General features: G+C 35.6%; 20 protein-coding genes. 1 reads left to right on the top strand and 19 read right to left on the bottom strand.

What is annotated here, in order from left to right:
* Nucleotides 1-3 precede the first annotated feature (3 nt).
* Nucleotides 4-2,919 (bottom strand): SusC/RagA family TonB-linked outer membrane protein, encoded by a 2,916-nt coding sequence (locus ACFFGL_RS11380; RefSeq protein ID WP_309729571.1) that lies wholly within the window; start codon nucleotides 2,917-2,919, stop codon nucleotides 4-6.
* 369 nt (nucleotides 2,920-3,288) lie between these two features.
* Nucleotides 3,289-3,477 carry a hypothetical protein gene (locus ACFFGL_RS11375; protein WP_309729568.1) on the bottom strand — a complete coding sequence of 63 codons (189 nt, stop codon included), beginning with the start codon at nucleotides 3,475-3,477 and terminating at the stop codon, nucleotides 3,289-3,291.
* 468 nt (nucleotides 3,478-3,945) lie between these two features.
* Between ACFFGL_RS11375 and ACFFGL_RS11370 the strand changes: the two genes are divergently transcribed.
* Nucleotides 3,946-4,230, top strand: a complete 285-nt coding sequence (locus ACFFGL_RS11370) for a helix-turn-helix domain-containing protein (RefSeq protein WP_309729565.1) — start codon at nucleotides 3,946-3,948, stop codon at nucleotides 4,228-4,230.
* 51 nt (nucleotides 4,231-4,281) lie between these two features.
* Here ACFFGL_RS11370 and ACFFGL_RS11365 read toward each other — a convergent pair whose 3' ends face one another.
* The 17 genes from ACFFGL_RS11365 to ACFFGL_RS11285 all read right to left on the bottom strand — a co-directional run bounded on the left by ACFFGL_RS11365 (nucleotide 4,282) and on the right by ACFFGL_RS11285 (nucleotide 24,307).
* Complete coding sequence (locus ACFFGL_RS11365) at nucleotides 4,282-4,926, bottom strand: acetyltransferase (RefSeq protein WP_309729562.1); 645 nt, start codon at nucleotides 4,924-4,926, stop codon at nucleotides 4,282-4,284.
* 10 nt (nucleotides 4,927-4,936) lie between these two features.
* Nucleotides 4,937-5,542 carry a sugar transferase gene (locus ACFFGL_RS11360; protein ID WP_309729558.1) on the bottom strand — a complete coding sequence of 202 codons (606 nt, stop codon included), beginning with the start codon at nucleotides 5,540-5,542 and terminating at the stop codon, nucleotides 4,937-4,939.
* Nucleotides 5,535-6,734: a glycosyltransferase family 4 protein gene (locus tag ACFFGL_RS11355; protein WP_309729555.1), complete on the bottom strand. Its 1,200-nt coding sequence runs from the start codon at nucleotides 6,732-6,734 to the stop codon at nucleotides 5,535-5,537. Before ACFFGL_RS11355 ends, ACFFGL_RS11360 begins: the two co-directional genes overlap by 8 nt.
* Nucleotides 6,735-7,874 (bottom strand): non-hydrolyzing UDP-N-acetylglucosamine 2-epimerase, encoded by a 1,140-nt coding sequence (wecB, locus tag ACFFGL_RS11350; RefSeq protein WP_309729801.1) that lies wholly within the window; start codon nucleotides 7,872-7,874, stop codon nucleotides 6,735-6,737. It abuts the gene before it with no gap.
* Between the two features lie 13 nt (nucleotides 7,875-7,887).
* The gene (locus ACFFGL_RS11345) at nucleotides 7,888-8,304 is read right to left on the bottom strand and encodes a WxcM-like domain-containing protein (protein ID WP_309729552.1); all 417 of its coding nucleotides are present in this window, start codon (nucleotides 8,302-8,304) and stop codon (nucleotides 7,888-7,890) included.
* A 17-nt stretch (nucleotides 8,305-8,321) separates the two neighbouring features.
* Entirely contained in the window at nucleotides 8,322-9,467 is a 1,146-nt protein-coding gene (locus ACFFGL_RS11340; protein ID WP_309729550.1) for a capsular polysaccharide biosynthesis protein CapF, read from the bottom strand.
* A gap of 37 nt (nucleotides 9,468-9,504) precedes the next feature.
* Entirely contained in the window at nucleotides 9,505-10,512 is a 1,008-nt protein-coding gene (locus ACFFGL_RS11335; RefSeq protein ID WP_309729547.1) for a polysaccharide biosynthesis protein, read from the bottom strand.
* A complete protein-coding gene (locus ACFFGL_RS11330; protein ID WP_309729544.1) occupies nucleotides 10,509-11,396 on the bottom strand; it encodes a glycosyltransferase family 2 protein in 888 nt (295 codons plus the stop codon). Before ACFFGL_RS11330 ends, ACFFGL_RS11335 begins: the two co-directional genes overlap by 4 nt.
* Before the next feature lie 31 nt (nucleotides 11,397-11,427).
* The gene (locus ACFFGL_RS11325; protein ID WP_309729541.1) at nucleotides 11,428-12,504 is read right to left on the bottom strand and encodes a glycosyltransferase family 4 protein; all 1,077 of its coding nucleotides are present in this window, start codon (nucleotides 12,502-12,504) and stop codon (nucleotides 11,428-11,430) included.
* Nucleotides 12,505-12,545: 41 nt separating this feature from the next.
* The gene (locus tag ACFFGL_RS11320) at nucleotides 12,546-13,697 is read right to left on the bottom strand and encodes an O-antigen ligase family protein (protein WP_309729538.1); all 1,152 of its coding nucleotides are present in this window, start codon (nucleotides 13,695-13,697) and stop codon (nucleotides 12,546-12,548) included.
* A gap of 52 nt (nucleotides 13,698-13,749) precedes the next feature.
* Nucleotides 13,750-14,940 (bottom strand): glycosyltransferase family 4 protein, encoded by a 1,191-nt coding sequence (locus tag ACFFGL_RS11315; RefSeq protein WP_309729536.1) that lies wholly within the window; start codon nucleotides 14,938-14,940, stop codon nucleotides 13,750-13,752.
* The gene (gene murB, locus ACFFGL_RS11310) at nucleotides 14,892-15,743 is read right to left on the bottom strand and encodes a UDP-N-acetylmuramate dehydrogenase (RefSeq protein ID WP_309729533.1); all 852 of its coding nucleotides are present in this window, start codon (nucleotides 15,741-15,743) and stop codon (nucleotides 14,892-14,894) included. The genes ACFFGL_RS11315 and murB overlap by 49 nt, the downstream gene beginning before the upstream one ends.
* Nucleotide 15,744: 1 nt before the next feature.
* Nucleotides 15,745-17,037 carry a flippase gene (locus ACFFGL_RS11305; protein ID WP_309729530.1) on the bottom strand — a complete coding sequence of 431 codons (1,293 nt, stop codon included), beginning with the start codon at nucleotides 17,035-17,037 and terminating at the stop codon, nucleotides 15,745-15,747.
* 6 nt (nucleotides 17,038-17,043) lie between these two features.
* Nucleotides 17,044-18,288 (bottom strand): UDP-N-acetylglucosamine 1-carboxyvinyltransferase, encoded by a 1,245-nt coding sequence (murA, locus tag ACFFGL_RS11300; RefSeq protein ID WP_309729526.1) that lies wholly within the window; start codon nucleotides 18,286-18,288, stop codon nucleotides 17,044-17,046.
* A gap of 1 nt (nucleotide 18,289) precedes the next feature.
* On the bottom strand, nucleotides 18,290-19,309 hold the full coding sequence (locus ACFFGL_RS11295; protein WP_309729523.1) for an NAD-dependent epimerase: 1,020 nt from the start codon (nucleotides 19,307-19,309) through the stop codon (nucleotides 18,290-18,292).
* A 15-nt stretch (nucleotides 19,310-19,324) separates the two neighbouring features.
* Nucleotides 19,325-20,725, bottom strand: a complete 1,401-nt coding sequence (locus tag ACFFGL_RS11290; RefSeq protein WP_309729520.1) for a nucleotide sugar dehydrogenase — start codon at nucleotides 20,723-20,725, stop codon at nucleotides 19,325-19,327.
* Nucleotides 20,726-22,999: 2,274 nt separating this feature from the next.
* Nucleotides 23,000-24,307: a nucleotide sugar dehydrogenase gene (locus ACFFGL_RS11285; protein WP_309729518.1), complete on the bottom strand. Its 1,308-nt coding sequence runs from the start codon at nucleotides 24,305-24,307 to the stop codon at nucleotides 23,000-23,002.
* Between the last annotated feature and the right edge of the window lie 593 nt (nucleotides 24,308-24,900).

The following is a 24,900-nucleotide window of genomic DNA, read 5'->3' as shown; positions in this document are numbered from 1 at the left end:
GATTTAAAAATTAAGTTGAACTCCTGTGGTAAGGGTGCGTAAGCCTGAAAAGGCAGTTCCGCCGTTAGGTATGGCCGGGTCCATTCCTTTATAGGGTGTGATCGTTAAGAGATTCTGGCCGGTCATAAAAAAGGTCACCTCACTTAAGCTTAAGGATTCCAGCCAACGGGTGGGTAAACTATAACTGAGGTTCAGGGTCTTTAAGCGCAAAAACGAAGCATCTTCAATCACTAAATCAGATTCGGTAGCTCGGGCATAGGCTTGAGATGCTTCCGGGGTTTGCGAAACTTGCGTATAGGGGCTTGAATCATCCCGTACTTCATCGAGTTGATTTTGCGGAAACCCTGTGTTAAACAAGCCGGTAAAGCTTCCTTTTTGCTTTACAAATTGAAACAAGAATTGAAAGGAAAAGCCTTTATAACGAAAGCTGTTATTCAATCCGCCAAAATACGCTCGAGAGCGATCAAATATAACCTGACGGTCCTCTTGGTCATAGACTTCATCTCCATTTTGGTCTTTTACCTGATAATACCCCGTCGCTTCATCTATCCCTTGGTAGGCATACAACAGCCCAATATTTAAAGGATGTCCTACGCGATAGCGATCGGCATAAGGGGATTCTTCCAAGCCGGGGTAACGTAGCAATTCATTTTTTGGAAAACTGATGTTAAATGAGGTCTCCCACCGGAAATCTTCATGCCGAATATTCTCACTAGAAAATTCTATTTCTACGCCCCTATTTTCTACCGTAGCCGGCAGATTAGCCTGTACACTGGTAAACCCGGTAATTCCCGGTAAGGGATACCCCACCAATTGGTTAGAAGAACGGTTGCGGTACACACTTACCCCTACATCAATTCGACTTTTAACAAAACCCAACTGCACGCCTGCCTCGGCTTTTTTGTTTACTTCCCAAGAATAGTTAGGATTTGCTAAGCCCGTGGGATATAACCCTCCCGGGCCCATTGTCGCCTCATAGGCATCTAAATACCCATAATCGGGAATTTGATCATTCCCGGTGGTTCCATAACTTCCGCGCAGTTTTCCGAAGGATAACCAGTGGAGGCGATCCTTAAAAAAGGCTTCTTCGGTAAAGATCCAAGCCGCACCGATAGCCCCAAAATTGGCAAAGCGGTTTCCTTCCGCAAAACGCGAAGACCCATCCCGCCTTCCGGTAAGGTTTAGGTAATATTTTTTATCCCAATTTAGTCCTAACCTAGAAAATACGGCTTCATAGCGGTAATCGGTATTTCTGGCCCGTGCATTTAGTAAGCTTTCTGCCGCGCCTAAATTCCCAATTAAAGCTTCAGAGATATAGTTATTTCCTTGTACGCTAAAGGTGTCGTATTGGTTTTCCTGAAAGGTACCTCCTACCAAGGCTTGAAGGTTTAGCTTGCCCCATTGCTTCGTGTAGTGCAATTGGGGTTCGATAATCCAAGATTTACGTTGGCTTTTGGTGGTTAACGACGTATGCAACGGCGTTCCTGCGGGATTATACGAACGCTTGGGCATTTTTACCAGTTCATCACTTCTATAATCGGTAAACCCCAGGTTGGTTTTTAATTCCAGCCCGTCGACAAGTTCATAAGAAAGGTTAAGGTTGGTAATCAAGTTACGCGCTTGGGTAGTACTGCTATTAAAAATCCCCTCTAAGGGATTAGTAAGCCCCGCTTCACTCCATGCTTCCCAGTTTAAGCTACCATCCTCTAGATAGAGCTCCGGTGCATTGGGTGGGAGTTGAAAAGCTTTTAAACCAAAATTAATTCCATCGCCCAAGAGTTCATTTTCATCTACCCCATAATTGAGTGCTAAGTTGAGTTGAAACTTGTTATCCTTAGCATGGTGATCGAGGTTAAATCCTCCGGTAAACTTTTGGTATTGTAAATCGACCGGATAAATACTTCCCTGCTGATGAAAAGCCCCGTTTAACCTAAAATGGGTTTGGTCGTTTCCGCCTTGGGCGGCAATGTTTACATCGGTAATGGCTCCTGTTCCTCCTAGAAATTCTTCTTGCCAGTCGGTTTCCTTGTTTTGGTCCCACAATAGCAAATCATAGGCATTGGTTTCATCGGGCTCTACGTCATCATTTGTAAAGGCTTGTTGGCGCAAGCGTAAATATTCTTTTGTACTTAATAAATCCAGTTTGTTAGGTACGCTAGCGAGTCCGCTGTATATACGCGCTTGAATTCCTTTTTGCCCCTTGCCTTTTTTGGTGGTAATTAAGATGACCCCATTAGCCCCACGCGAACCGTAAATAGCGGTCGCATCGGCATCTTTTAAGACTTCGATGCTTTCTATATTGGACAGGTTTAGCGTGCTTAGCGGGTCGATCCCTGCAAAGCCCAAACTGCTATTACTTTCTACAGGCGTAGAATTTATGGGTACCCCATCGATAATGTAGAGCGGGTAGTTCCCTTCTTGTCGTAAACTGTTTTGCCCTCTAATACGAATAGTTGGTGCCGCTCCGGGAGTAGCCGAGTTTGTTGTAATCTCTACTCCTGCCATACGCCCTTGCAAGGCTTGTAGTGGACTTACCAAAGGTTGTAATTCAATATCTTTCCCACTCACCCGGGCAATATTCCCCGTTCGCTCTCGCTCGGTGGTACTGTAGTACCCCGCGTTAATGACCACCGCGGCTAAAGCTTCTTGGTCGGGTTTTAACTGTACATTAAGCTCCTGCCGGCCGCTTACCGCAACGCGCTTTGGCGCGAGCCCTAAATAGGTAAACGCCAGACTGTCGCTGGTCTGTACTGCTAATGAATATTGCCCCTCAAAATTGGTGGTGGTTCCCTGTTGGGTTCCCAGGCGTTGCACATGAACGCCGGGGATGGCTTGTCCCGTTGTATCGGTTACGGTTCCGTTTAAGAGGTAGGTGTTTTGCCCGAAGGCCTGCCCGCTATAGAGGTAGCACAAGAGCATAAATAGTCCTGCCCCATAGACGGGAGTGTAGAAATTTTTCATAATTTTGTCATGATTTTAGTTACATATTCTTTAATTAAAATTTTGAACCTTCCCGTGGTCTGCAAACTGATGGGGAGGTTTTTTGGTTTTTAAGCTTTTAGCTGTCATGCTGAGCTTGTCGAAGCATTAATTAGGCTTACCATGCTACTTATATTTAATACTGTAAGCTATAGGCCCTAAGCGAGTTTCTAAAAAAATATTTCTCAACTTCAAAACACTTCGACAGGCTCAGTGTGACAACTATTATTCTAGGTAATTGCTATCAACTGTTCGGTTTTTGTTACATAAGCATTGGTTTTAATTCTACATTTTTTTTCTGATGTTTTATTATTCATTTTTTTCATTGCTGTAAAAATGCATTCCTCTCCCTCTAGTCGTCGGATGCAAAAAAAATCTAGGCTTATTTTCCTGAATTTGAAAAGCTGCTAAAAAACTTTGGCCTGCGGATCGCAAACGCTGCGCTAGGCAATCCTCCACATCCAACGCTAAGTTTTTTCTTGTTTTTGCTACATTCATGAAAACTAGGCCGGTTTTAAACGTCAATATTGTCTTGCTGTTTAGCCGTTAGCCTTTAGCTGTCATGCTGAACTTGTTTCAGCATCTCATCCTGCTTGATTGTACGCTAAACTTGCAACAGTTCTATATAAAATTTAAAAGAAAATGCTTTGAATAAACGTGTAGGATAAGTTTTATGAGCGTTGCTCAGGGTTCTATTAAAACTTAACACGATATAACTTAAAGAAGAGAAAATCCTAAGTACAAAAAAGGCGTAGGTCTCAACTTATTGCATCGGCGGTACTGGTATACCCTGCACACAAATAAGAGAGTACCTACGCCCGGGCCGTAGGCATCCTTACTTATCCTCTCGTGTGCTAAAATTACCAGTTTTCCGATACGAGATTCAAAGCGAATGCTTCTAATATTTTTTTGATAGAAGAATCGCAAATATAATAATGTGAGTCAAATATAATAAAAAGTTTTTAAATGCGCTCGATCGTGCGCAACTATTCTTTAAGTATTCTATTGTTTTGTTATATGGTTAGAATTAATAAAATTATTTGTGAATATATAACAAAAGAGTGGTTAACACCGTGGCTTGATTCTAATAAGTCCCAAAGATCTTTTGCTGACCACCATAATATTGAGGAAAGTACTGTTAGGAAAATAAAAAGTTCCAAAGAGTATCGTATTCCTGTAGAAAGTCTCTATAAAATCTGCGACTCAAGAAATATATCACTTTCTGATTTTTTTAAATTGATTGAAAAGTAAAATTCTTTAAATTAAAGTTTTCCAAAGAATTTTTATACACAGTACAGATCACTAATGGAATTTTATAGGCTTAGCAGGAATACCGACTGCAGTACAATTAGCAGGCAAAGACTTTGCTACAACAGCCCCAGCTCCTATTGTTGTATTCTCACCTATTTCTAGTTGGTTAATTATTTTTGCCCCTGTACCCACGTATACACTTTCTTTTATTTTTACCTCGCCTGAGATATTCACCGAAGGCATGAATGAACAAAAGTCACCTATAAAAGTATCATGGCCCGTTGTACAGCTAAGGTTTAATGTAACAAAATTCTCCATATTAATATTACACGTTATAATGTTGTTTGCGCAGATAATTGAACCCTTCCCTATATTTACTTCATCCCCCATGTAGACATTCGGATGGATTAAGGTGGGAAATCGGAAATTTTTATTTTTTAATGATAGAGCTATTTCTTTTTTTACTTTTGGAATACCCACTCCTAAAGCTACACTTATTAAATCATTTCTTTCACTCAAATTCTTTAAAGAACCTAGTAGAGGAATACCATTAATAAGATTAGGCAAACCTTCAGCATCATCGTAAAAACCTTCAATCTCATATAGCGGTGTACTGTTAGCATTATTTATTTGATCAATGAGCATTTTCACTTCTCTCCCAAAACCTCCAGCTCCTACAATTACAATTTTTTCCATACTAATTAATTTAATTTCTCCCCGTAAACGATTCAGTGGTAGCTTGTCCCTCTGTATTAATCCCTTCAGAAATAAATACCTTTTTTATTGTTTTAAAAAGTATTTTTATATCCAGCAAAAAACTAATATGTTCTACATACCATACGTCATATTCGAATTTTTTAGTCCAAGAAATTGCATTTCTTCCATTAACTTGTGCCCAACCCGTAATGCCCGGGCGCACTTTATGTCGCTTTTTTTGTTCGATGGTATATAAGGGTATATATTCCGGTAACAAAGGTCGAGGTCCCACTAAACTCATATCCCCTTTTAACACATTTAGTAGCTGTGGTATTTCATCGAGGGAGGTTTTACGTACAAATTTACCAATACGGGTTAAACGCTTGGCATCCGAGAGTAAATTCCCTTGCTTATCTTTTTTATCATTCATCGTTTTAAATTTGATGATGCTGAAAATACGTTCGTTTTTACCTGGACGACGTTGAAAAAAAAAGGGTTTGCCGTTATTCGCAATCGCCAACCCTATCCAAACGATTATAAAAATTGGACTTAGAAGGACTAAACCTATAAGCGCGGCGATAAAATCAATAAGGGGTTTGAGGAAATTTTTATACATTAATTTTCTTTTCAATTAATTGACAACTACGTTCTACCAAATAATATTTATGCAATAAGTCCCAACCTCTCTGTCCCATTGCAGTTAAGTCATCACTACATAATTGATTTATTTTTTGCTGCATAGTAGTAAGGTTACCGGCTTCTACCCAATAGCCACATTTTGCATTTTCAATCACCTTTCCAATATCCGTATTTACATCAGTTGCTGCAAGCACTGGTTTTTTCATCTCTAGATAGGACAAAAGCCTGGAGGGAAAATTAGGAATTGTAAATCGTTTATCCAAAAAAATCATTCCCACATCACAGGTTGCCAGTAACTTGTCATATTCGTCTTTAGGTAAGCCCGAAAGCAGCGTAGCTTGTGGTGACCTGTTGCTTTTAAACCAATCAGCCAATTTATTGTATTGTGTCCCTGTACCCACTACAAGAATATGTGCTTGCTTGGTTGGGATTGCTGAAATTGTCTGTATCAAAAAATCAACACCCTGAGGAATCCCTAAATTCCCCCCATATACAAACACTTTTTTATCTGCTGGTATGTTATATTTTTCCCGTATTGCTTTTTTCTCAGCAACTGTATACTTAATAAAAACAGGGTTGATGGTATTAGGGTTAATTTCCACCTTATCTTCATGCACCTCCTGATTATGTTTTAAAATAAACTCTTTATTAGCTTCAGACATACAACCTATGGTGTCAGAAACTTTATAAAGTTGCTTCTCTTTCTTCTTAAAATAACGGTGCAGCAAGCTTCCTTTTTTTATAAATCTCATATCCACGGCATTTTGTGGGAAAATGTCTTTTAATAATAAATAAGCATACGCATTATCACGCTTTTTGATGTATTGAACTACTTTCGTAAAGGTGATGGGGGGTGTTGAGTACAATACCAAATCAAATCTTTTGCCTTTAAGGTATTTTTTGATAGATTTTAGATATTGACTTTCAACCATCACTTGTCCGACCCCTTTTTCTATTAAAGAAGATTTGGTCAGGTTCATCGTTTTCACATTAAGGATAGTTGCTTTGCCTTGTTTTTTTACCCTAGTAGATTGTTTTAATCTCCTTTCCACTGGTGCTACTATATATACATTATGGCCACGTTCTACTAACTCATTCAGTAAATCCTGATAAATACCACGTTTGTCGAGCGTGGTAATCCCCGCCATCGTTAAAAATAACACATTCATTTATTGAGGTTTTTGCCATACTACTCTATTGATATAATCCGTATAGCCCAATATAATGCGGACTACTTTTTCTGACACATTCGGCATGCTGTAATCCGATACTTCTCTAAAATTTCTTTTGGTCTTTACTTCTTGTCCTTGTACTTGTAATAAGGCTTGTAGGATACGTTCCGGTTGCAGACCTACCATCATTACCGAAGCTTCTTCCATCGCTTCGGGGCGTTCATGCGCCTCTCTAATATTTAAGGCTCTAAAGTTAAGAATAGAAGATTCTTCAGAAATGGTACCGCTATCTGATAAAACAGCAAAGGCATTTACTTGCAAGGCATTATAATCATGAAAGCCTAAAGGTTTTAAAAAACGTACCAATGAATGTACCTTCACCTTTTTTTGTTCAATCATATTTCGTGTCCGAGGATGCGTTGATACAATGATTGGGTATTGATACTTCTCTGCAATCGAATTTAAACTCTCAATTAATCCCTTAAAGTTTTTATCGGTATTGATATTTTCCTCCCGATGTGCCGATACCACAAAATACTCTCCTTGTTGCAAGGTTAAGTTTTCAAGCACCGTAGATTGTTTAATCTCCGGTAAGTAATGATGCAAAACCTCATACATCGGAGAACCGGTCTTTATAATACGATCGGCCGGTAAACCTTCGCGTAACAAATATTCTCTTGCAATGTTGCTATAGGTCAAGTTAATATCGCTTACATGGTCCACAATTTTCCGATTGGTCTCTTCCGGTACGCGTTGGTCAAAACAACGGTTCCCGGCTTCCATATGAAAGATCGGTATTTTTCTTTTTTTAGCCGGTATCGCACATAGACAAGAATTAGTATCCCCCAACACTAAAAAAGCTTCCGGCTGCACTTGTTCCAATAAGGGATCTACCTTTATCAAGATATTCCCCACTGTTTCTGTGGCGGTTTTACCCGCCGCTTCTAAGAAATAATCGGGCTTTCTTATCCCTAAATCCTCAAAAAAGACTTCATTTAATTCATAGTCATAATTTTGTCCGGTATGGACTAAGATATGTTCTATCGCTTCAGATTGATCCAAAGCTGCTAATACTCGGGATAAACGTATAATTTCAGGTCGGGTTCCCACCACCGTCATTACTATCAATTTTTTCATGAGTTGTTCATTGTTAACTTGTAAAATAATTTCTGTCGAATCTATATTCGTCATTCACTTCTCCCAATTGATAATCTGCCATGGCTAAAAGTTTGGCACCTTCCTCCAAAGACTGAATACTGCTTATATAGCCCGGAGGCACATATAATATATCTAGTCCCTCATCAGTTACCTCAAAGCTAAGCACTTTTGAATTGGGATTGGGCTGTTCCCAATTATCAATTTGAATCAGCTTTATTTGAAATCGTCCTTTTAAAGCAGAAAACCATCTTGTTTCAATAGAATGACCTTGCCAGGCTCTTACAAAAGAGGTATCTACATTTTCAATGGTGTATATGCGTTTGACTTTGGTGGCATCAAAATCATTATTGAATTGAAGTTCCCCCCGTTCGTCTTTATGTTTGCCTCCGTTGATTAATGTTGGTTGCATGCGCATCTTTGCTTTAGTTAAACCTTATCAAAATACGTGTCCGGTCGCTCCGGGTCAAAAATTTCATTGACCCACATTACGGTTACCATGTCAGTATCTCCCATATTTTCAATATTATGCGTATAACCAACGGGGATATCCAGCACTTCCAATTTCTCTCCCGAAACTATATATTCAATGACTTCTGAAGGTTCATCTACACGTCTAAACCGAATAGCTCCTTTTCCTGAAACCACTAAAAATTTTTCGTTTTTGGTATGATGCCAATGATTCCCTTTGGTGATGCCCGGTTTTGAAATATTTATAGACACTTGCCCTCTATCCGATGATTTTAAAAATTCTGTAAACGAACCTCTGTCATCTGCATTCATTTTTAAAGGGTATGAAAATTGATCTTCCGGTAAATAACTCAGGTAGGTGGAATATAGTTTTTTGGTAAGTGCCTCTGATAAATTGGGAACCTGCAAGCTTGAACGGCTTTCTTTGAATGATTCAATTAATGCCACAATTTCTCCTAATTTAATGCTGTGCTCAACTGCGACTTTACAGTAACTGCCTTGTTGATTTGTCTCGTCAACCAGTGCGTTGACAAGTTCCTGTATCACATCATCGATATATACCAGAGTCAGCACCACATTGGAATCATTCACTTGAATAGGTAAGCCGTGGGCAATATTGTGGCAAAAAGTAGCCACGGCACTGTTATAGTTAGGTTTACACCATTTGCCAAACACATTAGGAAACCGGTAGATCAACACCTTAGCTCCTGTTTCTTTGCTATAATTAATGAGCAAGTCTTCCCCTGCTTTTTTTGATTTGCCATACGGGTTATCTAGCTCAGCCTGAATAGAAGAAGAAATCATGACCGGGCAGGTGTTGTTGTGTTTTTTTAGGAGTGAAAGGATTTTGCTCGTGAATCCATAATTCTCTTCCATAAACTCACTTTGCTCCTTGGGTCTGTTAACCCCAGCTAAATGAAACACAAAATCTGCTTCTTTGCAGTAAACATCTAATAGTTCAGGATCTGTATTTCTACCAAACTCCAAAATACTTATTGCCGAAAGTAATCCTTTATGCTTTACTTTTCCTTCTTTTATGTTATAAAGTTCTGCCACGAGATTTTTTCCGATAAAGCCCTTTGAACCTGTGATGAGAATTTTCATAATAGAATTTCAATTTAATTTTTAATACGTTAGGTATTTATTTCATCATTTCCTGAACAATGAGTAAACTTTTGAGAAGTTTTTTCATCCCTTCCACATCTTGCTGTTCTGTATTATGCGAATTGTAATCTTCAATAGCTGAAATAGCTTCTTCTCCTTCCGAAAAATACTGGTCATAATTTAAATCTCGATTGTCAGCCGGTATTCTGTAAAAATCACCCATATCTTCTGCTTTAATCATTTCCTCACGGGTACAAAGCGTTTCATATAGCTTTTCCCCATGACGAGTTCCTATTATTTTGGTTGGGTTATCTGATTTGCATAATTCCTTTAAGGCTTGTGCTAAATCTCCAATGGTACCCGCTGGTGCTTTATTCACAAATAAATCTCCCGGGTTTCCATTTTCAAAAGCAAACAATACCAATTTTACAGCATCATCTAGAGACATCAAAAAGCGGGTCATTTTAGGATCAGTTATAGTTATTTCTTTACCTTCTTGAATTTGTTGTAAAAATAAAGGGATAACAGACCCTCTAGAAGCCATTACATTCCCATATCGGGTTAGGCACACCGTTGTTTTCTTGAGGTTTCGAGATGCCGCCACAGCCACTTTTTCCATAAGTGCCTTTGAAATACCCATCGCATTAATTGGGTAAGCTGCTTTATCGGTACTCAAGCAAATAATTTTTTCAACCTTATTAAAAGCAGCTGCATCAATTACGTTTTGGGTGCCTAAAACATTGGTTCGGGTAGCTTCTAACGGGAAAAACTCACAAGAGGGTACTTGTTTTAAAGCTGCAGCATGAAACACATAATCAACCCCTCTCATAGCACCTTCAATACTATTGTAATTTCGAACATCTCCAATATAAAAACGAAGCTTATCGTTTCTAAGTACCTTACGCATATCATCTTGTTTTTTCTCATCTCTTGAGAAAATACGTATTTCTGAAAAATGATCAGTATGCAAAAAACGTTTTAATACTGCATTACCGAAAGAACCGGTACCACCAGTAATAAGCAGGGTTTTATCTTTAATTTTCATTTTAGTGTTGTGTTATAAATTTTAAAACTAACATAAATAGGTGCGTACAATACTTTCGACAACAATTCCGATATTTTTGGATTCAAAGAAATTTTTTTTTCTAAAAACCCAATAAGGCTATTGAAGCAAAATGAAAGATTAAATAAAAAAAGAGGTATAGCGGGAAAATTCAAGTACCTATAATCTCTTTTTTTTCTATTTTCTAATATTTTAGTCCAGGTATTAGCTCTGGATTGCAGCTGCACTCTTGCTCTTCTCCCTGCATTACTACCCCTTATTCTTACTTTTACTAAAACCTCATCTAATGCACCCAATGGATATTTATCACTAATCATTCCCCATAAATACGAATCTTGTCCAAATCTCAAGTTTTCTGAAAATCGAAAAGACTTATTTTCGATAAACACACTACTTTTTATTATCACACAAGGAGTAGCAATGGGCGAGGAAATATGTCTTTTGATAAAGATATCTCCTTCAAAGCCTGCTACTCTAACTTCTTTGATTGTTTTATAATTTTTATCATTAAAAATGGAGTAAGAAGAATGTGTCCATTCCAAATCATTCGATTCCATAAAATCTATTTGACTCTCAAGTTTATTGGGCAACCATATATCATCAGAATCTAAAAATGCAATATATTCACCACTTGCTTTATTTATACCGTAATTCCTTGCGTGTCCTGGTCCTCTATTAACTGTTTTAAAGTAATTAACCTTACTTCCATATTCTTCTATAAATAATTTTAAATCCTCCTTTGAACCATCATTTACTAATATAATTTCAAAACTTTTATAAGTTTGGCATAAAACACTTTGAACTGCTTGCTTTAACCATATTACATTTGAATAAAAAGGTATTATTACACTTACACTGACAGACATTTATTCTTTTAATTTTCAATTTCTACTAGAATTATATATAATCCCCAATTACATCCCTCTTTTGTAAATCAGAAATAAATTTACTCATAATTACTTCGGGGTTATGATAATCATTCAATTTTTTAGCTTCTATAGAAAATTTATTTCTTAAATCTTCATTATTCATTAATTTTTCTAATTTTTCTGAAAATTCTTTATTATTTCCCATTTCTATTAAAAATCCATTTTTACCGTTTATTATCATTTCACTCGGCCCCGTTGGACAATCAAAGCTCACGCACGCAACACCAGCACACATTGCTTCTAATAGAGAATTGGGGAAACCTTCAGATTCAGATGTAAAAGCAAAAATAGAAGACTTTGAAAGGTAATAATCCACGTTTTTCTGAAAACCTAAAAATTTAACTTTGTCTTGAATATTTAATTTAACGACTAGATCTTCTAACGATTGTCTCATACAACCATCCCCTAAAATATATAAATTCCAGTCTTTGTCACCTATAGAATAAAAAATCTCAATTAAATTATCTAATCCTTTTCCTTTCACCAATCTTGAGACATTTATAATAATTTTTTGCTTTTCAGTATTTTTATCAATATTTAATTTTCTAATAGGATTTGGTACAACAATCACATTTTTATTTTGAAATTTATCTTCAAATATAGATTTAGCTTCACTCGTTTGGACTACAATACTTTTACATTTCGGATAAAGGAGAGAACTTAAAATGTTATTTAATTTTCCATAAGTCACATAAGGGCTACTTCTATGAAAAGGAACTGTAGAAGTTTTTACCCCCACTAAAGCGAGAATTATATAAGGACTTATTTTACCTGAAAAACTTAAAACGATATTTGGTTGAAATGATTTGGCTAGTTTTCTTAATTTATAAAGAGATATTGGTATTAAATAAATATCTTTGGTTCTTTTTTTTCCATGTATTATTTCAATACCATTAGGTATATCAAAGTAGACCTTATCATTTGAAACTGTAAAAATTTTAACAAGAAAACCCTTTTCTTTAAGGGCTATCGCAAAATTAAGTGCGGCTCTCTCCATCCCCCCTCCTTCTAATGTAGGTACGGTTATTAAAATTCTATTAATCATATTTTCTATTTATTATAGTCACAGAAAGTTATTTACTTTATTTATTCATTTTTATCACGTGTAGTCAATAAATAAGGTAAAAGTAAAAATTGAGAATATGGAAATGAGGACATATACCATCTCGAAGTTAAGGAAACTACAAAACCTAGTATGATTAAACATATAAAACAATTTCTTTTGAAATATACCCACCTTTTATTAAATACAAATTTGATTGCGGTAATAAATAGTGCTATATAAATACATATACCAAATAACCCAAAGCTGACTAATAACTCTAACCAATCGTTGTGTGAAGCATGACCCGAAAATTTATAAGAGGATTGAAATCCTCTACCAAATAAATAGTTAAAAATATTATCCGAATTATACCATTTATTAAATATTATTCCAATCAAATCAACTCTTCCAGACGAGTCTCCAGCTAACATTAACTGAATTCTTTTTACTAAAAAATCATTTTGACTATAGTAATCATAACCCCAAATACCTATAAATAAAATTAAAAACAAAGTGGATATTTTTTTTAAAAAGGCCCTTTTTCTCTCTATCTTTTTTATACCTTGAAATTGATTATAAAAAAAAATAATTAAAGTTAACACCCCTACAACAATTGCAGCTCTTTTTGCACTTTGAACTATAAAAACCCATAGGATTAATACAGAAACGATTGAAAATATTTTTTTCTTTAAAAGAAATGTAAAAGGAAGTAAACCTAAGAGCATATATATAGTATTATCTATTACATCTTCTCTATTTTTTAAATCCTGCAGGGTTATATTTGCATTTATGAACCTATAGCTTAAAAGACATAAAAGTATAAAAAACACCAAATTTAAATGTTTTCTTCTCAAAATTCCTTTGTGAGAAAAAATATAAAAGGGGTAGAATGGCAGCATATTAAAGAGCACGCTAATTATATTAGCGGAATCAACTGTTGTGTAATCCCAGGCAAAATATAAAACATTACATATTAAGAGGGCTGTCCAAACCTTTACAAAAAGAATTGTTTTTTTCGATAAAATTATTCTAAAAAATAAAAAATATAAGGCAGATATCATCATTAATAAAAATCCTGCTATTGTTGATATTTGTGTTCCGTATGGATAAAAAACCCCTTGGGAATAAAATAAAACAATTAAAAACAACATTAAATAACATATACCTTGAGAACTAAAAATAAAGTTTTTCATAAATAAATAGTTAAGTATTAATAATTTAATAGAATTCTTGATATAAAATTTATTAACTATTTATAAAATAAACTCGTAATATCTTTAACTTCATTATAATGTTTTTCCAAAAGGGAACATTATAAGAATTCATAATAGCTATATTATATACATTTTGATACTTTGTACTTACTTGCTTAACATCGAATTTTTCTAAAAATAAATTCAAAGAATATTTAGATTGTTTATTTCTGTAATCAATGTTATCAATTAATTTAATTATACTACTCAAATTTTTATTATTTACTTCATCTGTTACTATATTTCTTGGAGAAAAATTAGTTTCAAAAAAACTATCAAAATTATCTTTATTAATCAAGATAGGGTAGTTAGAATTCGAAGCCGGTGTTAGTACAGGCAAAGCTAAAGAAGCAGCCTCCATTAACCCTCTACCTGTTCCGATTACCGCGTCTGCTAAATACAGCATTTGAGAAGCTTCTTTAGTGTACTTGTCGTCGGTTAAAAAAACCACATTAGCATTTTCAGCATATTCCTTTAACTCGACTAAAACACTTTCTTCTTCTACGCTTCCAATTATATAAAGTTTTATTTTTGATCGAAAACGTGAAAGCTCTTTCACTAATTTTATAGAATCTCTTATACTTTTCTTATATGAATTTCCGATACGAGCAATTCTAACAAAATTAAATAAAGATTCATTTTTCTCAACGTCCTTCACTGATTTAATATTAACAGCTCTGACTCTATTAGGGATTAAATAAATATTTTTTGCATATTTTTTATTCTGATTATCAAACCACTTCATATTTTCTTTACTAAAAAGAATCAAATTCTCAACGTAAGGAAAATATGGAGGATTTGAACCACCACATTTATTTAGAACAAACTTGTATTTATTACCGTTTACTAATAATTTAGCTATGTTATATACACTTACGTCAAAACAATGGATAATATCTGGCTTAAAAAAATTAAAAAATGAATCAAGTTCATTTTTTACACTCCACATATTTAATCCATTGAACCTGATTCTCCTGTAAAAAAAGGGATTCTCCTCTATTATTTCAGATCTAACTGGTCCTAAAACTATTATTTTAACCTGATTAAGTTTAGCTATTTCCCTAGATATATGGTTAAGCGAATGAAAGTGGCCTCCTTTTCCCGTCCCAAGCCCATTTATTAGATATAATACTTTCATATGACGCGTTGTTCCACTTCCAAGTCCACTTGATACCTTTCCCATACTTGCTTTTTTACTTCTTTAATTATATCTAATATATCCTGACCAGTAGCTTTATTATAATTAATTATAAAGCCTCCATGTTTTTCAGAAATTTTTGCTCCGCCAATTGTAAACCCCTTTAGACCCAATTCATCCATGATTGCACCTACATAATAACCCTTTGGTCGTTTAAAAACACTACCTGCGTTAGGAAACTCTTTAGGCTGTTTTGCCCAACGCTGCGTTTTGATGATTTCCATTTTTTCTTTAATTTCTTCTTTAGGCTTCGGTTGAAGCTGTAACGAAGTTTTTAAAACTACCTTATCTGTATTACGTTGAAAAAAACTATTTCGGTATTCAAACGAGATATCTTCTTTCTCAATTTCCTTTACTTGAAAATCAGCTAAATCTAAATAGCGTACTTTTACAAGTACGTCTTTAATTTCTTCACCGCTCGCCCCAGCATTCATTACTACTGCACCACCTAATGAACTGGGTATATCATAAAATATCTCCAAGCCACTTAAACCGTATTCTAATGCCAATTCACTTAATCGCAACATGGTAACCCCAGCTTCGGCTTCAATAGTTTGCCCGTGTACTGTCACTAAATTAAAATTACCATTAAATATAAGGAAATTGATGTCATAATAGTTTTTAGATAAAATCACATTATGGCCGCTTCCTAATAATACAAAGGGTTGTTTTAATTTATAAAAATCAATAACATCTTGTTCGCTTTCCGGAAAATAAGCCCTTTTACAAGTTGCTTGTAGGCTATAAGAGTTATAGTTGGTTAAGTCGAAGTTTGTATGAATCTTCATTTTATTTTTTAATTTTCTTTATGAGATTTAGGATCGGGTCAAAATCTGATTTTTTATAGTGCAGGATTTGTATTATTGGAATCTGTACTTCTTTGCTATAGAAATGAAGGAATAGTAAACCCGCCAATGTATAGCTAATAGTTGAAGCTATGGCCGCACCATTGGCTCCATACTTTGGTATAAATATCCAGTTTGCTCCAATATTTATAATTAGCGCGGGAAGCATAGCCCATATGGAAACCCAAGGTTTCCCTTTACCTGCCAAATCCATATTCATCACTTTATAAATAGTCAATATCAATATCCCAGGCAATAAATAATTTAATACAGTAATACTACCTCTAAATTCTTCACCATACATTCCTACTATAATTATTTCAGATAATAAGATCAATGTAATAGAACCAAGTCCAATTAAAATAAACGAGACTCGTAAAAGTTGAGCAACTTTATGCGAAAATTCCGAATCTTGTTTTGAAACTGCGCTTCTTGCAAAAACTATTGTAGAGAATAACATGGGTATCTGCCATAAATATTGGGTTATTCCTGAACCTTTTGAGTAAATTCCCATTTCAAAAGCTGTACTAAGTTGGTCAAGTAAAACAATATCTATTTTGTAGTTTAAATTAATAATAAACAAAGCAAATGCATAAATAAGCCCAAGCGACAACATTTTTTTAATAATAATCCAGTCATATCTAAGTGAAAAAGATTTTAGAAACCTATTTTTAAAAAGCAATATCACAAACATAAATAAAACCCCTCCTATTTGTGCAATTAAAGCACCACTTACCCCTAACCCTAAGCTCATAACAAAGAGTGCTATTGCTAACAGACTAATCAACGAAGGAATCCAGTTAATTTTATTAAAAGTTCCAATATCATTTTTTCCTAAAAAAATACCTGAGTTGTAGGTATTGAACAAACTAAAGGGTATAGGTGCTAGAGCTAATAATACCCATAATAAATTCGTTCCCGACTTACTGAAATAATGCATTAGAAAAAAACAAACAATAACTGAAATAACAGTAGATAACATCCAAATTTGTGTAATGGCTGTTTTAATTTCTTCTTCAGTATATATCTTCTTTCCTAAGTAATAAGTTGTAGATTGCCTTATTCCTAAAGATCCTATGGTCATAAAAAGCGAAGGGTAAACTAGTAATCCGGCAATAACTCCATTGCCTTCCGGTCCTAAATACCGTGCTGTAATAATCGATGAAGCTAAACCAAATAAGATCATAGCTCCTTTCGATAGACCTACCCTAAAAATGTCTTTTAAAAATGAAGCCATTTTAGGTTAGTAATTTTTGATTCCCAAAGCATTCAATTTCCCTTCTAAATTTTCATAACCACGTTCAATTTGCCAAGCATTTTGAATTGTCGTTTCGCCTTCAGCTGTTAAGCCAGCTAATAGTAATGCAATACCCGCTCTTAAGTCTAATGCTGTAACTGCAGCACCTTTTAGTGGCGAACCCCCTTCAATTACCAACATATCTCCTTCTACTTGGTACTTCATACCCATTTTTGTCAACTCTTCCGCATAGCCATAACGTCCCGGAAAGCGTAAGTCTACAATCTTCGACTCACCCCTACTCATTGCGCCATATACGGCAAACAAAGGTTGCATATCAGAATTAATCCCCGGATAAGGCCCCGTACTAATTTCTACCGGATAAGCTTTACCACCTCTCACAATCAAACTGTTTTCACCTCTATAAAACTTCATTCCACTTTCTCTTAAAAAAACAAGCGGAACTTCTAAGTGCTCAAATGGAAAGTTTTGTATTTCAACATCGCCTCCCGTTACCACCGCACCTATTGCCCAAGTTAGTGCCTCCATGTTATCGGGTATAACTGCATGCTTTACACCACTTAATTTTTCAACCCCTTCAATTTTAATACACTTTTGCCCAAAAACTTCAATCTTGGCACCCATTTTAGTTAGCATAGCAATCAAGTCCATGATTTCCGGACGAATATGAGGATTCCATAAAGTGGTTTTGCCCTCTGCTAAAGAAGCAGTCAGTATCGTATTTTCAGTAGCTCCTGTAGAACGTATGGGTAATGTAATTTCACTTCCTTTTAGGCGCCCATTTACTTTTGCACAGAGATAATCATCCTCTTCCCAAACTTTTGCGCCTAGTTTTTCGAGAAGCATTACATGCAAATCGTATTTTCGTTCTCCTAGTTTACACCCGCCGGGTAATGGCACCCGACCCTCGCCAAAACGCGTAGTTAATGCACCTAAAATTAGTAATGTATTTCTGATTGAACGTTCTTCCCAAAATAAGGTGTTAGAGACTTTTTGTCTATCTTCAGTAATAATAACTACATCTTCTATGGTAGTGTATTTTTTACCCAACACTTCCAACATCTCCAAATGTACTTTTACATCCAGCAACCCATTTGGGAAATTATTTAACTCAACTGTATCATCAGTAAGAAGTGAAGCTGCTAATAAACGCAGAGAACTGTTTTTCGCTCCACTAACTTTTACTTTCCCATTAAGTGTTCCTTTTTTTACTGTAATTGTTTTATTCATCTTAGTTATAGTAATCCTTATACCAACTCACAAAACTACGTATTCCGTCTTGAATGAGCGTGTTAGGTTTGTAATTAAAATCGTTTTCTAAAGTAGTGGTGTCTGCCCAGGTTTTTTCTACATCGCCGGGTTGCATGGGTAACATTTGTTTTTGAGCGGTTTTACCAATTTCTTTTTCTATGGATTCTATAAAGTCGAGCAATTTAACCGGATTGCCGTTGCCAATGTTGTAAAGACTGTAAGTTTTATCGTCAGGTTGAGGTTTTAGAAGTGTTTTTTCTACTCCAGCTATGATGTCGTCGATATAGGTAAAGTCACGGGATAAGTTACCATTATTAAACACTTTAATGGGTTTATCCTTCAAGATAGCGTCAGTAAAAAGAAACATAGCCATATCAGGTCTCCCCCAAGGACCATACACGGTAAAAAAGCGCAAGCCTGTGGTTTGTATACCGTATAAATGGCTATAGGTGTGCGCTAATAACTCATTTGATTTTTTGGTTGCAGCATAGACACTGATTGGATGATCAACATTATCTTTTTCGGAAAAAGGGACTTTTTGATTGTTTCCATATACACTGGAGCTACTAGCATATACCAGTTTTTCTACGTTATAGTTTCGACAACACTCCAAGACATTTAAAAAACCAACAATATTACTATCTATATATGCCTCAGGATTTTCTAGAGAATAACGTACTCCTGCTTGGGCTGCTAAATTGCAAACCCTCGTGATACTCTTTTCTTTAAATATTTTAGGTAAGTTTTCTCTATCTTCTAGGTTTAAGCGTATAAAACTAAAGTTTTGATAACTAGCAGAAGTACTCCAATTATTAAAATATTGAGCCTCTTCCTGCTCTACTCCCAACTCTTTAAGTCGGTCGTATTTTAATTGCACATTATAATAATCATTGATATTATCTAAACCAATCACAGTATAGTTCTCTTTTAGCAACTTAAGACATAAATGAAAACCAATAAATCCGGCTGCCCCGGTAACTAATATTGTTTTGTTTTCCATACGCAATTTTTAAAACTAATTTTCTCCTATTCTATAAACCCTAAACCCAATCGCTTCCAGTTCTTTTCGGTCTAAAATTCGTCGACCATCAAAGATAAAAGCCGGTTTTTTCATCTGCTCGTAAACTTTCTTCCAGTCATAGGTTTTAAACTCATCCCATTCGGTTAAAATGGCAATGGCATGCGCATCTTTACACGCCTGATAGGGATCTTCGGTTGCCTTTAACAAAGCTTCATTTTCTGCTTCGCTTCTGGTATTTAAATAATTAAGATCGGTTTGCATTTGCGTCTCAGAAACCTTTGGGTCGAACACCCTTATCTTTGCTTGTTCATCCATTAACTGATCGGCTACATAAATGGCAGCAGATTCACGCGTGTCATTCGTATCTTTTTTAAATGCCCAACCTAAGAAGGCGATTTTCTTATCGGACACTGTATTGAACAACGTTTGTACAATTTTCTCGGCAAAACGTCGTTTTTGATGATCATTCATGATAATGACCTGCTCCCAATAATCAGCTACTTCTGTTAAGCCCAGTGATTTTGAAATATAGACCAGGTTTAAAATATCTTTTTGAAAACAAGACCCCCCAAAGCCTACCGAGGCTTGTAAGAATTTTGAACCAATACGGGAATCGAGTCCGATGGCTTTTGCTACTTCTTTTACATTCGCGCCCGTAGCTTCACATAATTCTGAGATCGAATTTATGGAAGAAACCCGCTGCGCTAAAAAAGCGTTAGCCGTTAGTTTTGATAATTCAGAAGACCATACATTGGTGGTTAAAATACGTTCTTTCGGTAACCAAGCGGCATAAATATTGACTAAAGCTTGAATAGCTTTTTGGCCTGCTTCACTTTCTTCGCCTCCAATCAACACGCGATCTGCTTCTTCAAGATCTTTAATCGCAGTTCCTTCGGCTAAAAATTCCGGATTCGATAAAATTTGAAAATTAACCCCATTGCCAGTTTGATCTAAAATGGTCTTTATTGCTTGTGCGGTTCTAACGGGAAGGGTTGATTTTTCAACGACAATTTTATCGGTTTTTGCTACTGAAGCGATTTGACGTGCGCATAATTCTACATATTTTAGATCGGCTGCCATTCCCTTTCCTTTCCCATAGGTTTTGGTAGGGGTGTTTACCGAAATGAATATCATATCTGCCTGATCGATCGCCTGCTCTACTTCCGTTGAAAAAAATAGGTTTCTTCCCCTTGCTCGCTGAATTACGTCGGACAACCCGGGTTCATACACCGGAAGGCTACTTACATCTTCATCATTCCACGCAGCGATGCGTTTTGCATTGATATCTACTACTGTTACTTTTACGTGGGGGTTTTTATCTGCTATTACTGCCATGGTGGGGCCACCCACGTAACCGGCACCAATACAGCATATGTTTTTTATGTGCGTCTGCATTCTCTTTTAAGGCTTAATTTTAAGGGATTTAAAATTTGGTGCAAGCTAAGAAATTTTATCAACTTATGCTTCGTATGAAGGGGGGAAGTTTAGTGTTGAATGTTGAATGAGTAATTTTTAATGATTAATGTTGGAGGTGGGAGGGTGAATGAATAATTTTTAATGAATAATGATGAATTTTTAATGTTGAAAAGTTGAAAGTTTCTCGACTGTGCTCGAAATGACAATCGCTTATTGTCATGCAGAACGAAACAAGGTGAAATGAATTATTTACTTTTTTACTCACCCGCTTTATTATTGTTTAAGTATTCGTGAATCAAGGATTTCCATTGCAGGAAAAATACATTCCTCTCCCTGTGATCGTCGGATGCACTAAAAGGTCTAGACTTATTAAAAATAAATAAGAAAATGCTACGGAACCCTCAACCACAGATAAAAACAACTCCCTATGGTCTAACAGCCTGAAATTTTACGGTACCTGCTCTTCAAATTTTACGAGCTATTTTTTATAGGCCGAGGTGAAATAGGTAGGTCGGGGTTAGAAATGAACAATGTTTAATGTCTAAAATATAACAAAAATAGGCAGCAGTTTAAAACTTCTCGATACTATTCCTTTCATTTAGATTACAGGAATACATCGAAGGGACAGGTGAGAACCTGACATCTAATATTCAATGGAGTTAATCAAGTTTTGACGTTGTTCACTTTTTTCATTGATAAAAAAACGAACCAAAAAAATCTAGGCTTACGAAACTATTGCTAAATTGTTTGCTCGAAAGCTAAATTTCAGAAACTCGCTCCACTCAGACAGTCTGAAATTTTACGCTTTATTACTCACTACTTTTTTATTTCATTATTGAGTTCGTGAATCTTCGATTTCACCGCCAATTTTACCCAATATTTTCGATAGGCCAGAGTTAAAAAAATGAATAATGCGTAATGGATAATTTTGAATGTTGAAAAGTTGAAAGTTTCTCGACTGCGCTCGAAATGAACTTGATCCCCCTAGCCCCCGAAGGGGGAATAGATGATTATTGTTCTATTGAGCGGAGGAACGGAGTCGAAATATCTTTTTGTTAACGTAGTAACAGGTTTCATTCCTTTACTTTTTTACTCACCCACTTTATTATTGTTTAAGTATTCGTGAATCAAGGATTTCCATAGCCGGAAAAATACATTCCTCTCCCTGTGATCGTCGGATGGACTAAAAGGTCTAGACTTATTAAAAATAAATAAGAAAATGCTACGGAACCCTCAACCACAGATAAAAACAACTCCCTACCGTCAAACAGCTTTTTATCTTTTTGCCCAGGCTGCCTCCTTGATTTTTAAATTATTTTTAGATAGGTCGATACTACTTAATATCTTACCCAATATTTTCGATAAGCCAAATTATTCGGTCTTAGCTTTTAGCTAGTTTAATTTAAAATTGCAAACCCTGTCAGTTCGAGTGCTTTTTTTTTAGAAATAGAATGAAAAAAGTGTATCGAGAACAGAATTGAGAATTTAAAGTGGATTTTTATTGATGAAATGAATTATTTACTTTTTTACTCACCCACTTTATTAATGTTTAAGTGTTTGTGAATCTCTGAAGTTGATTTTTATTGATAATATGAATTGTTCATTTTTTTCATTGATAAAAAAACGAACCAAAAAAATCTAGGCTTACGAAAGTATTGCTAAATTGATTGTTCGAAAGCTAAATTTCAGAAACTCGTGTTGCTCAGACAGTCTGAAATTTTACGCTTATTTCACTGCTAATTTTACGCAATATTTTCGATAGGCCAGAGTTAAAAAAATGAATAATGCGTAATGAATAATTTTTAATGTTGAAAGTTTGTAAAGTAGAATGTTGGAGGGCGAATGAATAATTTTAATTGTACACTTCTTTTCCAGTATTTCATTCTTCATTTTTTTCATTGCAAAAAAACGAAGCAAAAAAGTCTAGGCTTAAGAAACTAGTTCTAAATTTATTGATTGCTTCTTAAATTTTAGGAACTCCCTACGGTCAAACAGCCTAAAATTTTACGCTTTCTTTACCTCCAATTTTACCCAATATTTTCGATAGGCCGGAAAACTCTTAAACTTTGTTTGTTTTAGTCTTTCTTTTTAAAATTTCACCCCTGTTCTAGATACATTTTTAACTACATTACATTCCGTTTAAAATACTCGAACTGACAGCTTCGTTCCTGTTACTTAGAGTTATTCCTGTATTGTTAAAAAATTAATCTAAAAAAACACCTTAATGAATAAGCTTCAGTTTAAAAGCTAGTTTTATAATTTGGCGTCAATTTTTTCCTTTAAAAAGCTTTTTACATCGTAAACTACCGCTTTTGGGGCTTTTAGTTTTTCTAAATCAAGCTTAAGAAATTGGTGATGCGAAACGGCTAAAACGATGGCTTCATATTTATGCGTGTCCGGTTCCAGTTCTTTATGCGAGGTAATGTTATACTCATGTTTTACCTCTTCTGGGTTTGCCCATGGGTCATATACATCTACCTGAGTCTCATATTCTTCCAAATTTCGCACTACATCAATCACTTTGGTATTTCGAACATCGGGACAATTTTCTTTAAACGTTATCCCTAACACCAACACTTTACTTCCTTTAACCTTGATATCGTTTTTAAGCATTAGTTTAATGATCTCACTCGCAATATATTGCCCCATAGAATCATTCATCCGCCGTCCCGCTAAGATAATTTCGGGATGATAGCCGATTTCTTGAGCTTTCTGCGCTAAATAGTATGGATCTACTCCAATACAATGTCCACCTACTAAGCCGGGTCTAAAGGGAAGAAAATTCCATTTGGTTCCTGCCGCTTCTAATACCGCCAGGGTATCGATATCCATTTTATTGAAAATCTTGGCGAGCTCATTTACAAAAGCGATATTGATATCGCGTTGTGAATTTTCAATAACTTTTGCTGCTTCCGCTACTTTAATTGTCGGCGCCAAATGAGTTCCTGCCGTGATGATGGAAGCATATAACTGATCAACTTGTTTGCCGATTTCAGGTGTACTTCCTGAAGTTACTTTTAAAATTTTTTCTACTGTGTGTTCTTTATCGCCGGGATTAATGCGTTCCGGCGAATAGCCTACATAAAAATCTTGATTAAATGTTAAGCCTGATGTCTCTTCTAACACGGGCACGCATTCTTCTTCGGTCGCCCCAGGATATACGGTACTTTCATAAACCACCACATCTCCTTTTTTTAAGGTCTTCCCTACGGTTTCACTTGCTTTTACCAAAGGCGTTAGTACCGGGCGGTTATTTTTATCTACCGGAGTGGGGACGGTAATAATATAATAATTGCAGTGTTGGATATCTTCTAGATTTGAAGAGCAATATAAACCGTTCTCAACTGAACTCGGACTTCCATTGGTTATCGGGTTCTCTTTTACTAAAACGGATTGCAAAATATCATCTTCTACTTCTAGGGTATCGTCATGACCGTCTTGTAGCTTTTGTACACGCTTTGTATTAATATCGAAACCCACCACCGGATATTTCGTAGCGAAAAGTCTGGCTAATGGAAGGCCTACATAACCGAGCCCTATAACTGCAATTTTTGGATTCATCTTCTTTATTTTAAAGGTACAAATTTACATTATTTATATGGAAGTTCAGTAGGTTTTTCTTTGGAGTGTTTTTTTCAACCATAAACAAATATTTGTTTAAATGTAGTAACGAGTATTTTATTTTCATAAATAGCTTTACTTTTTGCCATTGAAGTAAAAATCTAGGCTTACGAAACTAGCTTTAAATTTATTGCAGGCCTTCTACATTTTAGGAACTCCCCCTTGGGATAACAACTGGTAATATTCATTTTTTTCATTGATAAAAAAACGAATCAAAAAAATCTAGGCTTATTTTCCTGAATTTGAAAAGCTGCTAAAAAACTTTGGCCTGCGGATAGCAACCGCTCCACTAGGCTATCCTCCACATCCAACACTAAGTTTTTTCTTGATTTTACTACATTCATGAAAAGTAGGCCGGAGTTAAAATAGCGTAAAAAGTTAAAAAATTATTGCTAAATTTCAGAAACTCGTTCCACTCAGACAGTCTGAAATTTTACGCTTTCTTCACCGCCAATTTCACACAATATTTTCGATAGACCGGGGAACTCCTAAACTTTGTTTTTTGGTATTGAAGAGTTTGAAGGTGTCTTATA

It is taken from the genome of Mesonia maritima (assembly GCF_042433895.1).
Lineage (GTDB): Bacteria > Bacteroidota > Bacteroidia > Flavobacteriales > Flavobacteriaceae > Mesonia > Mesonia maritima.
The sequence above is the reverse complement of the archived record's forward strand: the minus strand, read 5'-3'. Positions and strand labels throughout refer to the sequence as shown.

Excerpts from the sequence above, each read along its gene's own strand:
- ACFFGL_RS11380 (WP_309729571.1), bottom strand. The coding sequence starts at position 2,919 with ATGCTCTTGTGCTACCTCTATAGCGGGCAGGCCTTCGGGCAAAACACC.
- ACFFGL_RS11375 (WP_309729568.1), bottom strand. The coding sequence starts at position 3,477 with ATGAATGTAGCAAAAACAAGAAAAAACTTAGCGTTGGATGTGGAGGAT.
- ACFFGL_RS11370 (WP_309729565.1), top strand. The coding sequence starts at position 3,946 with ATGCGCTCGATCGTGCGCAACTATTCTTTAAGTATTCTATTGTTTTGT.
- ACFFGL_RS11365 (WP_309729562.1), bottom strand. The coding sequence starts at position 4,926 with ATGGAAAAAATTGTAATTGTAGGAGCTGGAGGTTTTGGGAGAGAAGTG.
- ACFFGL_RS11360 (WP_309729558.1), bottom strand. The coding sequence starts at position 5,542 with ATGTATAAAAATTTCCTCAAACCCCTTATTGATTTTATCGCCGCGCTT.
- ACFFGL_RS11355 (WP_309729555.1), bottom strand. The coding sequence starts at position 6,734 with ATGAATGTGTTATTTTTAACGATGGCGGGGATTACCACGCTCGACAAA.
- wecB (WP_309729801.1), bottom strand. The coding sequence starts at position 7,874 with ATGAAAAAATTGATAGTAATGACGGTGGTGGGAACCCGACCTGAAATT.
- ACFFGL_RS11345 (WP_309729552.1), bottom strand. The coding sequence starts at position 8,304 with ATGCAACCAACATTAATCAACGGAGGCAAACATAAAGACGAACGGGGG.
- ACFFGL_RS11340 (WP_309729550.1), bottom strand. The coding sequence starts at position 9,467 with ATGAAAATTCTCATCACAGGTTCAAAGGGCTTTATCGGAAAAAATCTC.
- ACFFGL_RS11335 (WP_309729547.1), bottom strand. The coding sequence starts at position 10,512 with ATGAAAATTAAAGATAAAACCCTGCTTATTACTGGTGGTACCGGTTCT.
- ACFFGL_RS11330 (WP_309729544.1), bottom strand. The coding sequence starts at position 11,396 with ATGTCTGTCAGTGTAAGTGTAATAATACCTTTTTATTCAAATGTAATA.
- ACFFGL_RS11325 (WP_309729541.1), bottom strand. The coding sequence starts at position 12,504 with ATGATTAATAGAATTTTAATAACCGTACCTACATTAGAAGGAGGGGGG.
- ACFFGL_RS11320 (WP_309729538.1), bottom strand. The coding sequence starts at position 13,697 with ATGAAAAACTTTATTTTTAGTTCTCAAGGTATATGTTATTTAATGTTG.
- ACFFGL_RS11315 (WP_309729536.1), bottom strand. The coding sequence starts at position 14,940 with ATGGGAAAGGTATCAAGTGGACTTGGAAGTGGAACAACGCGTCATATG.
- murB (WP_309729533.1), bottom strand. The coding sequence starts at position 15,743 with ATGAAGATTCATACAAACTTCGACTTAACCAACTATAACTCTTATAGC.
- ACFFGL_RS11305 (WP_309729530.1), bottom strand. The coding sequence starts at position 17,037 with ATGGCTTCATTTTTAAAAGACATTTTTAGGGTAGGTCTATCGAAAGGA.
- murA (WP_309729526.1), bottom strand. The coding sequence starts at position 18,288 with ATGAATAAAACAATTACAGTAAAAAAAGGAACACTTAATGGGAAAGTA.
- ACFFGL_RS11295 (WP_309729523.1), bottom strand. The coding sequence starts at position 19,309 with ATGGAAAACAAAACAATATTAGTTACCGGGGCAGCCGGATTTATTGGT.
- ACFFGL_RS11290 (WP_309729520.1), bottom strand. The coding sequence starts at position 20,725 with ATGCAGACGCACATAAAAAACATATGCTGTATTGGTGCCGGTTACGTG.
- ACFFGL_RS11285 (WP_309729518.1), bottom strand. The coding sequence starts at position 24,307 with ATGAATCCAAAAATTGCAGTTATAGGGCTCGGTTATGTAGGCCTTCCA.